A 12,930-nucleotide genomic window follows, 5' to 3' on the forward strand; every position below is an offset into this window, starting at 1 on the left:
CGAAAAGTCCTGGGAATACCTAGAGTTGTCAGACGTCCAGCAACAGGCGCTGCGGGTCTTCGATGGCTTCCTTGACGTGGACCAGGAAGGTGACCGCGCCCTTGCCGTCGACGATGCGGTGATCGTAGCTCAGGGCCAGGTACATCATGGGTCGCACCACGATCTGGCCGTTCACCACCATCGGCCGCTCCTGGATCTTGTGCATGCCCAGGATGCCCGACTGGGGCGGGTTCAGGATCGGCGTCGACATCAGCGAGCCGTAGATGCCGCCGTTCGAGATGGTGAAGGTGCCGCCCTGCAGATCCTCCATCGCGAGCTGGCCGTCACGGGCCTTCCTGCCCAGGGCGCCGATCTCCTTCTCGATGTCGGCCAGGCTCATGGCGTCGGCGTCGCGGACCACCGGCGTCACCAGGCCCTTCTCGGTGCCGACCGCGACCGAGATGTCGTAGTGGTTCTTGTAGATGACATCCGTGCCGTCGATCTCGGCGTTGACGTCCGGCACCTGCTTCAGGCCGTGGATCACCGCCTTCACGAAGAAGGACATGAAGCCCAGCTTCACGCCGTGCTTCTTCTCGAACACGTCCTTATAGGCGTTCCGCAGCGCCATGACCTCGGTCATGTCCACCTCGTTGAAGGTGGTCAGCATGGCGGCGCTGTTCTGAGCTTCCTTCAGCCGGCGCGCGATGGTCTGGCGCAGGCGGGTCATCTTCACCCGCTCCTCGCGCTCGTGGATGGCGCGGGGTGCGGCCGGCGCGGGCGCGGGGGCCGGGGCCTTGGCGCGGGCTTCCAGCGCGGCCAGGGCGTCGCCCTTGGTCACGCGGCCGTCCTTGCCGGTGCCGGCGATCGCGGCCGGCTCCAGGTTGTTCTCGGCGGCGATGCGCTGAGCCGAGGGCGCCAGCACCGGCTCCGCCGCCGCCTTGGCGGCCGGGGCGGGGGCGGGTTCCGGCTTCGGCGCGGGCTTGGGCGCCTCGGCCTTGGGCGCTTCGGCCTTCGGAGCTGCGGCGGCGCCGCCGCCTTCGCTGATCTTGCCCAGCACCGCGCCCGGCTCGACGGTCGCGCCCTCCTCGGCGGTGATCTCGCTCAGCACGCCGTCCGAGGGGGCGGCCACTTCCAGGCTCACCTTGTCGGTTTCCAGCTCCACCAGGATCTCGTCCTTGCGGACCGCATCGCCGGCCTTCTTCGCCCAGCGCGCCACGGTGGCTTCGGTGACGGACTCACCGAGGGCGGGGGTCATGATGTCGGCCATTGGGGGATCGGCTCCTTGGGTCTCGGACACAAACAGAAGTGAGATAGCGGAAAGTCTAGGCGAAGGCTTCCGTCAGGAACGCTTCGAGTTCCTTCAGGTGGCGGCTCATCAGGCCGGCGGCGGTCGACGCCGAGGCCGGACGACCCACATAGCGGGCGCGCTTGGCCTTCACGTTCATGCGCTCCAGCGTCAGCTCCAGCCAGGGGTCGACGAACTGCCAGCCGCCCATGTTCTTGGGCTCTTCCTGACACCAGACCAGCTCGGCGTTCTTGAACCGCTTCAGCTCGTTGGTGAGCGACTTCAGCGGCCAGGGATAGAACTGCTCCAGGCGCAGGATGTAGACGTCGTCGCGGCCGGTCTTGGCGCGCTGTTCCACAAGGTCGAAGTAGACCTTGCCCGAGCAGACGATGACCCGCTTGATCTCGGCGTCGGGCTTCAGGGTCACGCCGCCCACGTCGCAGCCTGCCTCGGCGCCGTCCACCATGACCCGGTGGAACCCGGTGCCCTCGGCCAGGTCGGCCAGGTCGGACACCGCGCGCTTGTGGCGCAGCAGGCTCTTGGGCGTCATGACGATCAGCGGCTTGCGGTATTCCCGCAGCAGCTGGCGACGCAGGACGTGGAAGTAGTTCGCCGGGGTGGTGCAGTTGACCACCTGCATGTTGTCTTCGGCGCAGAGCTGCAGGAAGCGCTCCAGGCGCGCCGACGAGTGCTCGGGCCCCTGGCCCTCGTAGCCGTGCGGCAGCAGCATCACGAGGCCGCTCATGCGCAGCCACTTGCGCTCGCCCGAGCTGATGAACTGGTCGATCACCACCTGGGCGCCGTTCACGAAGTCGCCGAACTGGCCTTCCCACAGGGTCAGGGTGTCCGGGTCGGTCAGCGAGAAACCGTACTCGAAGCCCAGCACCGCCTCTTCCGAAAGGGCTGAGTCCAGCACCTCGAAGTGCGCCTGGCCGGGGCCCAGGTTGCGGAGCGGGAAGTAAACTTCCTCGGTCTTCTGGTCGATGATGCCCGAGTGGCGCTGGCTGAACGTGCCGCGCACGCTGTCCTGGCCGCTCAGGCGCACCGGATAGCCCTGGTCCAGCAGGCTGGCGAAGGCCAGGCTCTCGGCCGTAGCCCAGTCCAGTCCCACGCCCGCCTCGATGGCTTCCCGGCGGGCGGCGATCACGCGCTCAACGGTCTTATGGACCGTGATCCGCTCGGGGACCGTGGTCAGCTTGCGGCCGAGGTCCAGCAGCTTCTGCTTGGCCACGCCGGTGGCGAACCGCTCGTCGCCGGTGGGCAGCTTCAGGCCCGACCACTTGCCGTCCAGCCAGTCGGCCTTGTTGGCCTTGTACTGCTTGCCGGCCTCGAACTCCTGATCGAGGAACTTGTCGAAGTCGGCGATCCAGCCGTCGACGTCGGCCTGGCTGCAGACGCCCTCGCCCACCAGGCGCGCCGCGTAGAGGTCGCGCACCGAGGGGTGGCCCTTGATCTTCGCGTACATCAGCGGCTGGGTCATCGTGGGGTCGTCCCCCTCGTTGTGACCGAAGCGCCGGTAGCAGAACATGTCGATGACCACGTCCTTGCCGAACAGCTGGCGGTACTCGGTGCCCACCTTGGCGGCGAAGGTCACGGCCTCGGGATCGTCCCCGTTCACGTGGAAGATCGGGGTTTCCACCATCAGGGCCACGTCGGTCGGATAGGGCGACGAGCGGCTGTTCTTGGGGCTGGTGGTGAAGCCGATCTGGTTGTTGACCACGAAGTGCATGGTCCCGCCGACGCCGTAGCCGCGCAGGCCCGACAGGGCGAAGCACTCGGCCACCACGCCCTGGCCGGCGAAGGCCGCATCGCCGTGCAGCAGCAGCGGCAGCACGTGGCCGCGGCCGGCGTTCGGCTGCTCGCGCAGGGTGAAGGCCTGCTTGGCGCGGACCTTCCCGATCACCACCGGGTTGACGATCTCCAGGTGGCTGGGGTTGGCGGTCAGCGACAGGTGCACGCTGTTGCCGTCGAACTCGCGGTCCGACGAGGCGCCCAGGTGGTACTTCACGTCGCCCGAGCCCTGGACGTCGGAGGGCACGGCCGAGCCGCCTTGGAACTCGTGGAAGATGATGTGGTACGGCTTGCCCATCACGGCGGCCAGCACGTTCAGGCGCCCGCGGTGCGGCATGCCCAGGACGATGTCCTTCACGCCCATGGCGCCGCCGCGCTTGATGATCTGCTCCAGCGCCGGGACCATGGCCTCGCCGCCGTCCAGGCCAAAGCGCTTGGTGCCGGGGAAGCGGCGGTGCAGGAACTGCTCGAACCCTTGCGTCTCGATCAGCTTCTTCAGGATGGCGACCTTGCCCTCCTTGGTGAAGACGATCTCCTTGTCGCGGCCCTCGATCCGCTCCTGCAGCCAGGCCTTCTCCTTGGGATCGGAGACGTGCATGTACTGCACGCCCACATTCCCGCAGTAGGTGCGGCGCAGGATCTCCAGGATCTCGCGGATGCTGGCCGTCTCCAGGCCCAGCACGAAGTCCAGGAAGATCGGCCGGTCGAAGTCGGCTTCGGCGAAGCCGTAGGTGGCCGGGTCCAGTTCGGAGGCGTCGCCGGGCGTGGTGGCGATGCCCAGCGGGTCCAGGTTGGCCTTCAGGTGGCCGCGCATGCGGTAGGCGCGGATCATCATGATGGCGCGCAGGCTGTCGAGGGTGGCGGCGCGGACCTCGTCCACCGAGGCGGTGGGCTTCTTGTCCTCGATCGCCTTGCCGAGCTTGGCTTCGACGGCGGGCCACAGGCCGTCGATGGCGCTCATCCAGTCGGGGCGGGCGTGGGGAGTCTCGACCTTGGCCCAGGCCGGCTTGCCGGCGGCGCGGGCCACATCCGACTTGCCGTCGAGCAGCGAGGCGAAGAACGCCTGCCAGGACGGGGCGACCGAATTCGGGTCGGCCGCCCATTTCGCGTAGAGGTCCTCCACGAAGGCCGCATTGCCGCCGTAGAGGAAAGAGGTCTCGGCCATCACTTCGTTGATGAGGCCTGCGTCGTCCGCCATGTCCTTCGCCTTCCGCGGGCGGGCCCACGGACTTCGGAAGAAGGAGCCGAGCGCGGACCGCCCCAATACGAATGTGTGGCGCTTACGCGCCCTTCAAAACGTCCAGAAGCGTGGTCCCGAGAGCCGCCGGGGACGGCGACACGCGGATGCCCGCAGCTTCCATGGCCGCGATCTTGTCCTCGGCGCCACCCTTGCCGCCGGAGATGATCGCACCCGCGTGACCCATGCGCCGACCGGGCGGCGCGGTGCGTCCCGCGATAAAGCCGACCATTGGCTTCTTGTTCGGTGAATTCTTGATGAATTCCGCCGCGTCTTCCTCGGCCGAGCCCCCGATCTCGCCGATCATGATGATCGACTCGGTCTCCGGGTCCTTCAGGAACATGTCGAGCATGTCGATGAACTCGGTGCCCTTCACGGGGTCCCCGCCGATGCCCACGGCCGTGGTCTGGCCGAGACCCACCTGCGAGGTCTGGAAAACGGCTTCATAGGTAAGGGTGCCCGAGCGGGAAACAACGCCCACCGAGCCCTTCTTGAAGATGTTCCCGGGCATGATGCCGATTTTGCACTCACCGGGGGTCAGCACGCCGGGGCAATTGGGGCCGATCAGCCTGGATTTCGAGCCGCTGAGCGAGCGCTTCACCTTGACCATGTCGGCCACCGGGATGCCCTCGGTGATGCAGATGATCAGCGGCACCTCGGCATCGATGGCCTCCAGGATCGAGTCCGCGGCGAAGGGCGGCGGGACATAGATCACCGAGGCGTCGGCCCCGGTCTGCTTCACCGCCTCGGCGACGGTGTCGTAGACGGGCAGGCCGATGTGGGTCGTGCCGCCTTTGCCGGGCGTCACGCCGCCGACCATCTTGGTGCCGTAGGCGATGGCCTGTTCCGAGTGGAAGGTGCCCTGGGCGCCGGTGATGCCCTGGCAGATGACGCGGGTGTTCTTGTTGATCAGGATCGACATGTCTTACGCAGCGCCCCGCACGGCCTTGACGATCTTCTCGGCGCCATCCGAGAGGTCGTTGGCGGCGATCACGTTCAGGCCGCTCTCGTTGATGATCTTCTTGCCCAGCTCGACGTTGGTGCCCTCGAGGCGCACCACCAGCGGGACCTTCAGGCCCATTTCCTTCACCGCCGCGACCACGCCCTCGGCGATGATGTCGCAGCGCATGATGCCGCCGAAGATGTTGACCAGGATGCCCTTCACGTTCGGGTCGGCGGTGATGATCTTGAAGGCCGCGGTGACCTTCTCCTTGCTGGCGCCGCCGCCCACGTCGAGGAAGTTGGCCGGCTCGGCGCCATAGAGCTTGATGATGTCCATGGTGGCCATGGCCAGGCCCGCGCCGTTGACCATGCAGCCGATCTCGCCGTCCAGGGCGATGTAGCTCAGGTCGTACTTGGAGGCCTCGATCTCCTTCGGGTCCTCCTCGCTCTCGTCACGCAGGGCGACGACGTCCTTGTGGCGGAACAGGGCGTTGGAATCGAAGCTGACCTTGGCGTCCAGGACGCGCAGCTGGTCGTCGGCGGTGACGATCAGCGGGTTGACCTCCAGCATCGCCATGTCCTTGGCGACGAAGGCGGCATAGAGCTGCTCCAGCAGCTTGGCCGCCTGCTTGGCCAGGTCGCCCTTCAGGCCCAGCGCGCCGGCCAGGGTGCGGCCGTGGTGCGGGAACACGCCGGTGGCCGGGTCGACGGTGAAGGTCACGATCTTGTCGGGGGTCGAATGGGCGACCTCCTCGATGTCCATGCCGCCCTCGGTGGAGGCCACGACCGAGACCCGGCTCGTTTCGCGGTCGACCAGCAGCGACAGGTAGAATTCCTTGGCGATGGCGGCGCCTTCCTCGATGTAGAGGCGGTTCACCTGCTTGCCCTTGGGCCCCGTCTGGTGCGTCACCAGCACCCGGCCCAGCATCTCCGCGGCGTTGGTCTTCACGTCCTCGACGCTCTTGACCACCCGGACCCCGCCCTTGGCGTCCGGACCCAGGCCCTCAAAACGCCCCTTGCCGCGCCCGCCGGCGTGGATCTGGGACTTCACGACGAAGACCGGCCCGCCGAGCTTGTTGGCCGCCTCGACCGCTTCGTCGACGGAGAACGCGGCATAGCCGCGCGGGACCGCCACGCCGAACTCCGCGAGGACGGCTTTGGCTTGGTGTTCGTGGATGTTCATGAGGCCTTTGGGGGCGACTGCAAGGGAAGGCTCGCCCCTGGCGGCGAGTGAGGCGGCTTATAGCGCCCCCTCACGGGATGACAACCGCGTGAGCGGCTGAAAACCGCCCTGGCGCGCATGAAGCTCACGCCAGGTCAACAGCTTGCTCTCTCCGAGGGAGCGCGCTCGGCCGGGGCGGGTCGTCCGCCGGGCCCTCCGGGACCGCCTGGCCCCTTTTGCGAAACCGGCGACTTCCTTTATCCCGGCATGGCGGGCGGCGACGGCGCGGCCCGGTCGAGCCAGGACATGACGGCGCTCGAAACGCGGGTCGAACGGGGATGCGTGAGGTGACGCCGGAGCTTCGCGAACCGCCGCCGGGCGTTGCTCGCACATCGCGGACGGCCGCCCGATGAAGCGTCTCCTGCTCAGGCTCGGCCCCTACGAGGAGGCGCGCGGCTGGCTGCGCGGCCTGGCGGTCGCCTTGGTCTCGGGGCTGTTCCTCACCTTCACCGGCGCCTTCGGGACGGACGACACCCCGCTCGGCGCCCGCCTGGCCTACTGGATGGGCCTGATGCTGGCCGGCTATGCATGGGGCGCCGTGGTGGCGCGGTTCTTCTTCCCCAACGGTCGCCGGCGCACCGACAACCTATGGCTGGACGCCGCCGTCGCGGCGCTCGTCATGTCGATTCCCTTCACCCTGGTGGTCTGGTGGGCGACCACCCAGTTCCTGGGCTCGCCCATGCGGATCGGTCGGGTGTGGGTGCTTTTCGGCCCGGTGCTCCTGGTGTCCCTGGCGATCACCGCCATCAACATGCTGATCGAGAGCCGGCGCGAGGCGGCGACCACGGCCGCCGGCCCGCAGCCGCCCCGGTTCCTCGAGCGCCTTCCGCTCAAGCTGCGGGGCGCCGAGATCTGGGCCGTCGAGGCCGAGGACCATTACCTGCGCCTGCACACCTCCAAGGGCCAGGACCTGATCCTCCTGCGCCTGGCGGACGCCGTCGCCGAGCTGGAGGGCATCGAAGGGGCCCAGGTCCACCGCTCCTGGTGGGTCGCGCGCGACGCCATCACGGAGGCCCGCCGCGGCGACGGCCGGGCCGTGCTGACGCTCAAGGACGGCGCCGAGGTTCCGGTCAGCCGCACCTATGCCGGACAGCTGCGCGAGCGCGGCTGGATCTGAGGCCTCAACGCCGCCGCGCCAGCCAGCTCTCCCGGCTCTGCCCCCAGCAATCCACGGCCACGCTCATCGGCGGGGGAAGCACGGCCTGGCGCAGGATGGTCGAGCCCAGCCGCTGGGCGACGCGTTGGGAATTCACGTTGGCCGCCTCGATGGTGTGGATCACCTCGGTCCAGCCCAGCGCATCGAAGGCCCAGTCGATGGTCGCCGCCGCCGCCTCTGTGGCGTAGCCCTTGCCCCAGGCGGCCCGCGCGATGCCCCAGCCCACCTCGGTCCCCGGCCAGCCTTCGGGTTGCCAGGGCCCGACGCGTCCCACCCAATTGCCCGTCGCCTTCTCCACCACCGAGAACATCGAGAAGCCGCGCACCATCCAGGCGCCCGACATCACGCTCATGATCCGCCAGGCGCCGATGCGGTCCTGCTTGCCCCCGATGAAGCGGGCGGCCTCCTCGTCGGCGCAGAACGCCGCCCAGGCCTCGAAATCGCCGGGCTCGGGCGCGCGCAGAATGAGGCGTTCTGTCTCAAGAGTAGGGATTTCCAACGGCACGATTTTGCCTCAATCTGGAGTTGGGAGAGAGTTCGAGGTTGGGGTGGAACCTGGACGGCGCGTGCGCCGTCGCCAAGCCCCTGCCCGCTGCGTCGAGGGACCCGTGTACCAGGGGGCTCCGCATGACGCAGGACGATTTCGACGACCGGCCGCTTGAGATCCCCGACCCGTCGGCGACGGAGGCTCGCCGCTCAGGCGCGTCCGGGCGGGTGATGGCCGCGGGCGTCGTGGGTGCGCTCACCCTGGGCGGGGGCCTGGGCCTCTGGGCCCGCCCGGCCCCGCCGCCCCAGACGTTGGCCGCCGCCCCCGCGATCGCGCCCGAGGATGCGCCCCGGCCCGCCCTGCAGATCATCGTCGAGGACGTCCCCGCCCCCATCGGTCCGCTGCTGGAGGTGCTGCCGGGCGATGCCGCGCCTCAGCTCGCCGCCCCGCGCCGGCCGAGCGCCGGGCTGATGAAGGTCGACACCATGGTCGCCGCCGAACCGCTGCTGGTTCCGGCGGTGAAGGTGGAGCCGAAGCCGGAGCCCAAGGTGGAGACGGTCGGGCCGCCGAAAGCCCCCAAGGTCGAGAAGCCCAGGGTCGAGAAGCCCAGGATCGAGCACGCCGAGGCCGAGGCGAAACCCAAGGCCACGGCGCGGAAGATCGCCGAAGCCAAGGCGGAGAGGACGGAGAAGGCGGACAGGAAGGCCAAGGCCGCCAGGTTGGCCAAGCTCGACAAAGCCAAGGCTGAGAAGGTCAGAGCCGAGAAGCTCAAGGTCGAAAAGGCCCGCGCCGAAGCGGCCCGGGCGGAGAAACGCGCAATGGCGCAGAAGGCCGAGAAGGCCAAGGCCGCCAAACTGGCCAAGGCGGAGAAGGCGACGAAGCTCGCCAAGGCCGAGGCGGCCGCCAGGGCCAAGAAGGCCGAGGCCGCAAGGACGAAGGTTTTGGCCAAAGCCAAGGCCAAGCCGAAGACCCAGCTCGCCCAGGCCAAATCGCCGAAGAAGCCCGCGGTCGAGAAGGCCTCGACCCGCGCCAAGCCGGCCGCCAAGGCGCCGCCGCCCCGCAAGCCCGTCGTCCGCGGCGAGGGGCCCATGCGCGTCGCCCGCAACGACGCCTGCGCCTCGGCCGACCCCGGCGAGGCCGCGGTCTGCGCGGACCGGTCCTTGAGCGCCCGGGACCGCCAGCTCCAGCGGGCCTACCGCAACGCCGAGGCCGCCGGCGTCCCCGCCTCGGCCCTCCGCCGCCAGCAGGACCGCTGGCTCCAGGCCCGCGCCGCCGCCGCCCGCGAAGCGCCCTGGGCCGTCGAGGACGTCTACGTCGCCCGCATCTCCGAACTCAACGACCTCACCCGCGACGCCCGCGAGAACTGAGGGGCTCTATCGGACGAGCCTGGCCAGGCTCGCGATGTCGAGATCGCGCCAGATGGCGTCCCGCGACGGCGCGGACTGGCTGTCCGGGCGCTCCGGCGTCACCAGGGTAACGAGCTGCAGGTCGCCCGGCCGAGCAGCGTCGTAATAGGCGGGGTTGATCTCCATGACCGTCTGGCCGAGGCGGCAAGCCTCGGGCCGGGCCAGCGTGGTGATGCGTCCGCTGAAATCCAGGCAGGCGGGCCGTCCTGAACCGCGCACCTGCGACAAGGCCTGGAGCCAGTATTGCTGCTGGGGGTCGACAGACGGGCCGCGCTCGTCCGCCTGCTGCTGCAGCCGCAGCTGTTCTTCCATCGTCCGCTCCGCCAGATCCAGGCCTTCGGCATGGGCGCGCCGCATCTCGGCCAGCTTCTCGGGCGTGAAGCTGCCGGCCACGTCGCGGAGCCCTGCCTCGAACTCTGCGGTTCGGCGAGGCCGTTCCTCCCGCCGGAAGCGCGCGACATCGGCCGCGGTGATCCGTCCGGCGGCCTGCTGGGCCGACACCTCGGCGGCGTCGGCGCGTCCCCGGCGGACCTGTTCGGCGGCGTACCGTTCTGCGCTGACCACCGTGAACAGGGGCGTGGCGGCCCGCGTCAGCGCCACCACGCGATAGCCGCCACGCGCCAGCTCGATGCGGCCGGCCTCCGGGCTTTGCAGACGCAGCACGTACCAGTCGCGGCCGGCCTGCCCCTCGACGTCGGCCAGGTGCGCCTCTCTCGGCCCAACGAGGTCCGAAATGCGGTTGAGGCCGATCATCAGCAACGCGTTGTTGGTCTTGATGCAGCGTCCGTTGCGATACTCCAGCGGTCGCATCACCTCCACGCTGCCGCTCAACACCCGGGCGTCGAGGGCGCCATGGAGCTCGATCCAGGAGTTCAGCTGGTGGCAGATCCCCGGCGGCGGCCTGTTCACCGCCGGCATCGCGTCGATCTGGGCGATCACCCGGCCCACGCCGGCGCGAAACCCTTCGACCGCCGCCGGGTGGTAGCCCGCCACCCTTGTCTTCGGGTCCAGCAGCTTCACGTATCGCCCGCCGTCCCCCGTCGGGGTGTAGACCCGCGCGTCCTGAGCGGCGGAGGGCAGCGCGGTGGCCAGCATGGCGATGGTGAGTAGGGCGGTGACGGGACGCAAGGCGATCGCTTCTCGTGGCTGCGGACGGCGCCTCACCTATCAGCGGCGCGGCGCACGGGCCCGCGCCGTTCGACCGGCGCCGCCTCCGGCAAGATGAAATCGGCTCTCGCCGGGCCTGCCCCTAGCCCAGCGGGTACTCCGCCTCCAGGCGGTAGTGCGAGCCCTCGCGGCCGAGGGTGCTCGAGTAGAGGCCGAAGCGGTCGACGGTGATTGGGGGCGACTTCAGGAGGTTATTGGCCTGGATCCAGGCGCCGACCTCGGCGGGGTCCGGACGGCGCAGGTAGGCCAGGGTGACGTGGGGGCGATAGTTCCGCTTCTCCGCCTTGAGGCCCGCCCGCCGCGCCGCGCCCTCGCAGGCCTCGGCCAGTCGCCGCAACGCGGCGCTCTCCTCGACCCCGGCCCAGACCGCGTTGACCCCCTCGCCGTCGCCGAACGAGCCGGCGCCCGCAAGCGTGATCTCGAAGGGGCGACCGGCGATGCTCATCAGCTCGGCGTCCAGGTCGCGGGCGATGTCCTGGCGGATCTCGCCGAAGAAGCGCAACGTCACGTGCAGCGCCTCCAGCGGCCGCCAGCGCGCGCCGTCGATCCCCGACTGCCGGGCCTGGAGCGCCTGGCCGATCTCAAGCGGAATCGAGATTGCTGCGAAGAGGCGGATCATACATGTATCCTAACGCGTTCACCGTATCGTGCGCGATGGGCCTTGCGTCCGACACGCTCCGAAACGATATTTCACCTGCGTCCGGTTTGGGACGCGCTTCATAGGGCCTTGCTCAAATGAGCGACTTCAACCGCGGCTACGCGCGCTCGATCCCGGCGGATCGCGCCGACATGTCGGTGGACGCGGGCCTCCGCAGTTTCATGCTCGGCGTCTACAACAAGGTGGCGCTGGGCCTCGTGGTCTCCGCCGTCCTGGCCTACATCACCGGCCAGGTCGAGCCGGTGCAGCAGCTGCTGTACCGCGTCACGGCGGACGGCCGGCTCGCCGGCTTCCAGCCCCTGGGCTACGTCGTCGCGTTCGGCCCGCTGGCGCTGATCATGTTCGGCATGTTCGGCCTGCGGAACGCCACCCCCCGCAGCTCCGGCATCTACTACTGGGCCATCGTGGCCATGATGGGCGCCAGCCTGGGCGCGATCACGCTGGTTTACACCGGCGCCTCCATCTTCCAGACGTTCCTGATCACGGCGACCGCCTTCGGTGGCCTCAGCCTCTTCGGCTACACCACGAAGAAGGACCTGACGGCGATGGGCAGCTTCCTGCTTATCGGCCTGATCGGCCTGATCATCGCCTCGCTGGTGAACATCTTCCTGCAAAGCTCGATGATGAGCTTCATCGTCAGCGTGCTGGGCGTCCTGATCTTCGCGGGCCTCATCGCCTTCGACACCCAGCGCCTGAAGATGACCTACTACGAGCTGGGCGGCGACCAGGCGGCCATGGGCGTGGCGACCAACTTCGGCGCGCTCAGCCTCTACATCAACTTCATCAACCTGTTCCAATTCCTGCTGCAGCTGTTCGGCGACCGCCGCTAAGTCTCGCACAGGCGACTCAACGGAAGACCCCGGCGGGCGACCGCCGGGGTTTTTTATTGCTCCCCGTCGGGGGAGCTGTCGGCGAACGCCGACTGAAGGGGTCCGCTCCGGGTGGAGAAGCCGCGGTCGTCGCCCACGGCGACACCGCCCCTCGCTCGGGCCAACGCGCCTCACTCCACGACGGAGAAGCGTCCCTTGTCGAAGAAACGGAGCACCTGCTCCAGCTCGTGGCCGCGCTTCAGGACGTGGCCACCCTCGCCGACGATGGCCCAGGCGCCCTGCTTGCGGGCCAGGGCCGGATGCTTCTCGATGCGGTAGAGCGGCGCCTCGGCGCTGCGGCGGAAGACCGAGAACACGCAGCAGTCCTTGAGACTATCCATCCCGTAGTCGCGCCATTCGCCGGCGGCGACCATGCGCCCGTAGAGCCGCAGCAGGCGCTCCAGCTCGCGCCGCTCGAAGAACACACCGGCCTGGCGCGGGGCCGAGTAGCTCGGGTCGAATGCCATCTCCCTGAGCCTGAATGAATTTCCTGCGTCGGGCCACCCCCGAAATCGCCGCGCCGCCGGCTCAGCTTGCGCCCCGAAATGACCTTATTTCGGTCCAGCGCCCGCCCGATGGGCCCCCGATATTGCGAGGGTCGGTTGGTCAGAGACTGTCGGTCCCGGATCCTGAACAGCCCCCCCAGCCCCCCTGGATCGGCGGTTGGCCAACCGACACCCAAACTACCTTCCCCAAGCGACAGCCCGCGCGGTCACTCTCCAGCCGCGCGG

General features: G+C 69.0%; 11 protein-coding genes. 3 read left to right on the forward strand and 8 right to left on the reverse strand.

What is annotated here, in order from left to right; all coding sequences use genetic code 11:
• Positions 1-28: 28 nt before the first annotated feature.
• From odhB to sucC, 4 genes are all read right to left on the reverse strand, one after another.
• Positions 29-1,246 carry a 2-oxoglutarate dehydrogenase complex dihydrolipoyllysine-residue succinyltransferase gene (gene odhB / locus A2790_RS09255; RefSeq protein WP_293390343.1) on the reverse strand — a complete coding sequence of 406 codons (1,218 nt, stop codon included), beginning with the start codon at positions 1,244-1,246 and terminating at the stop codon, positions 29-31.
• A 55-nt stretch (positions 1,247-1,301) separates the two neighbouring features.
• The gene (locus tag A2790_RS09260; protein ID WP_293390345.1) at positions 1,302-4,253 is read right to left on the reverse strand and encodes a 2-oxoglutarate dehydrogenase E1 component; all 2,952 of its coding nucleotides are present in this window, start codon (positions 4,251-4,253) and stop codon (positions 1,302-1,304) included.
• A gap of 82 nt (positions 4,254-4,335) precedes the next feature.
• Positions 4,336-5,214 (reverse strand): succinate--CoA ligase subunit alpha, encoded by an 879-nt coding sequence (gene sucD, locus A2790_RS09265; RefSeq protein WP_068877916.1) that lies wholly within the window; start codon positions 5,212-5,214, stop codon positions 4,336-4,338.
• Positions 5,215-5,217: 3 nt separating this feature from the next.
• Positions 5,218-6,417: an ADP-forming succinate--CoA ligase subunit beta gene (gene sucC, locus A2790_RS09270; protein WP_293390347.1), complete on the reverse strand. Its 1,200-nt coding sequence runs from the start codon at positions 6,415-6,417 to the stop codon at positions 5,218-5,220.
• 388 nt (positions 6,418-6,805) lie between these two features.
• Here sucC and A2790_RS09275 point away from each other — a divergent pair, with 388 nt between their 5' ends.
• Positions 6,806-7,573: a LytTR family DNA-binding domain-containing protein gene (locus tag A2790_RS09275; RefSeq protein ID WP_293390349.1), complete on the forward strand. Its 768-nt coding sequence runs from the start codon at positions 6,806-6,808 to the stop codon at positions 7,571-7,573.
• 4 nt (positions 7,574-7,577) lie between these two features.
• Here the strand turns inward: A2790_RS09275 and A2790_RS09280 are convergent, their stop codons facing one another.
• Positions 7,578-8,120: a GNAT family N-acetyltransferase gene (locus A2790_RS09280; protein WP_293391413.1), complete on the reverse strand. Its 543-nt coding sequence runs from the start codon at positions 8,118-8,120 to the stop codon at positions 7,578-7,580.
• A gap of 119 nt (positions 8,121-8,239) precedes the next feature.
• Between A2790_RS09280 and A2790_RS09285 the strand changes: the two genes are divergently transcribed.
• A complete protein-coding gene (locus tag A2790_RS09285) occupies positions 8,240-9,466 on the forward strand; it encodes a hypothetical protein (RefSeq protein ID WP_293390351.1) in 1,227 nt (408 codons plus the stop codon).
• Positions 9,467-9,472: 6 nt separating this feature from the next.
• On the opposite strand, the gene A2790_RS09290 is transcribed toward A2790_RS09285, so the two are convergent.
• Complete coding sequence (locus A2790_RS09290) at positions 9,473-10,633, reverse strand: hypothetical protein (protein ID WP_293390353.1); 1,161 nt, start codon at positions 10,631-10,633, stop codon at positions 9,473-9,475.
• 121 nt (positions 10,634-10,754) lie between these two features.
• The gene (gene thpR, locus A2790_RS09295) at positions 10,755-11,291 is read right to left on the reverse strand and encodes an RNA 2',3'-cyclic phosphodiesterase (protein WP_293390356.1); all 537 of its coding nucleotides are present in this window, start codon (positions 11,289-11,291) and stop codon (positions 10,755-10,757) included.
• Positions 11,292-11,407: 116 nt separating this feature from the next.
• Here thpR and A2790_RS09300 point away from each other — a divergent pair, with 116 nt between their 5' ends.
• A complete protein-coding gene (locus A2790_RS09300) occupies positions 11,408-12,160 on the forward strand; it encodes a Bax inhibitor-1/YccA family protein (protein WP_293390359.1) in 753 nt (250 codons plus the stop codon).
• Between the two features lie 170 nt (positions 12,161-12,330).
• Here A2790_RS09300 and A2790_RS09305 read toward each other — a convergent pair whose 3' ends face one another.
• Positions 12,331-12,666, reverse strand: coding sequence for a DUF2794 domain-containing protein (locus A2790_RS09305; RefSeq protein ID WP_293390362.1), 336 nt, complete (start codon positions 12,664-12,666; stop codon positions 12,331-12,333).
• Positions 12,667-12,930: the final 264 nt, after the last annotated feature.

Origin of the sequence: Phenylobacterium sp. RIFCSPHIGHO2_01_FULL_69_31 (genome assembly GCF_001824475.1) — a bacterium.
GTDB lineage: Bacteria > Pseudomonadota > Alphaproteobacteria > Caulobacterales > Caulobacteraceae > Phenylobacterium.

Bases quoted from the DNA above. Each gene is read 5' to 3' on its own strand.
- odhB (WP_293390343.1), bottom strand. From the start codon at position 1,246: ATGGCCGACATCATGACCCCCGCCCTCGGTGAGTCCGTCACCGAAGCC.
- A2790_RS09260 (WP_293390345.1), bottom strand. From the start codon at position 4,253: ATGGCGGACGACGCAGGCCTCATCAACGAAGTGATGGCCGAGACCTCT.
- sucD (WP_068877916.1), bottom strand. From the start codon at position 5,214: ATGTCGATCCTGATCAACAAGAACACCCGCGTCATCTGCCAGGGCATC.
- sucC (WP_293390347.1), bottom strand. From the start codon at position 6,417: ATGAACATCCACGAACACCAAGCCAAAGCCGTCCTCGCGGAGTTCGGC.
- A2790_RS09275 (WP_293390349.1), top strand. From the start codon at position 6,806: ATGAAGCGTCTCCTGCTCAGGCTCGGCCCCTACGAGGAGGCGCGCGGC.
- A2790_RS09285 (WP_293390351.1), top strand. From the start codon at position 8,240: ATGACGCAGGACGATTTCGACGACCGGCCGCTTGAGATCCCCGACCCG.
- thpR (WP_293390356.1), bottom strand. From the start codon at position 11,291: ATGATCCGCCTCTTCGCAGCAATCTCGATTCCGCTTGAGATCGGCCAG.
- A2790_RS09300 (WP_293390359.1), top strand. From the start codon at position 11,408: ATGAGCGACTTCAACCGCGGCTACGCGCGCTCGATCCCGGCGGATCGC.
- A2790_RS09305 (WP_293390362.1), bottom strand. From the start codon at position 12,666: ATGGCATTCGACCCGAGCTACTCGGCCCCGCGCCAGGCCGGTGTGTTC.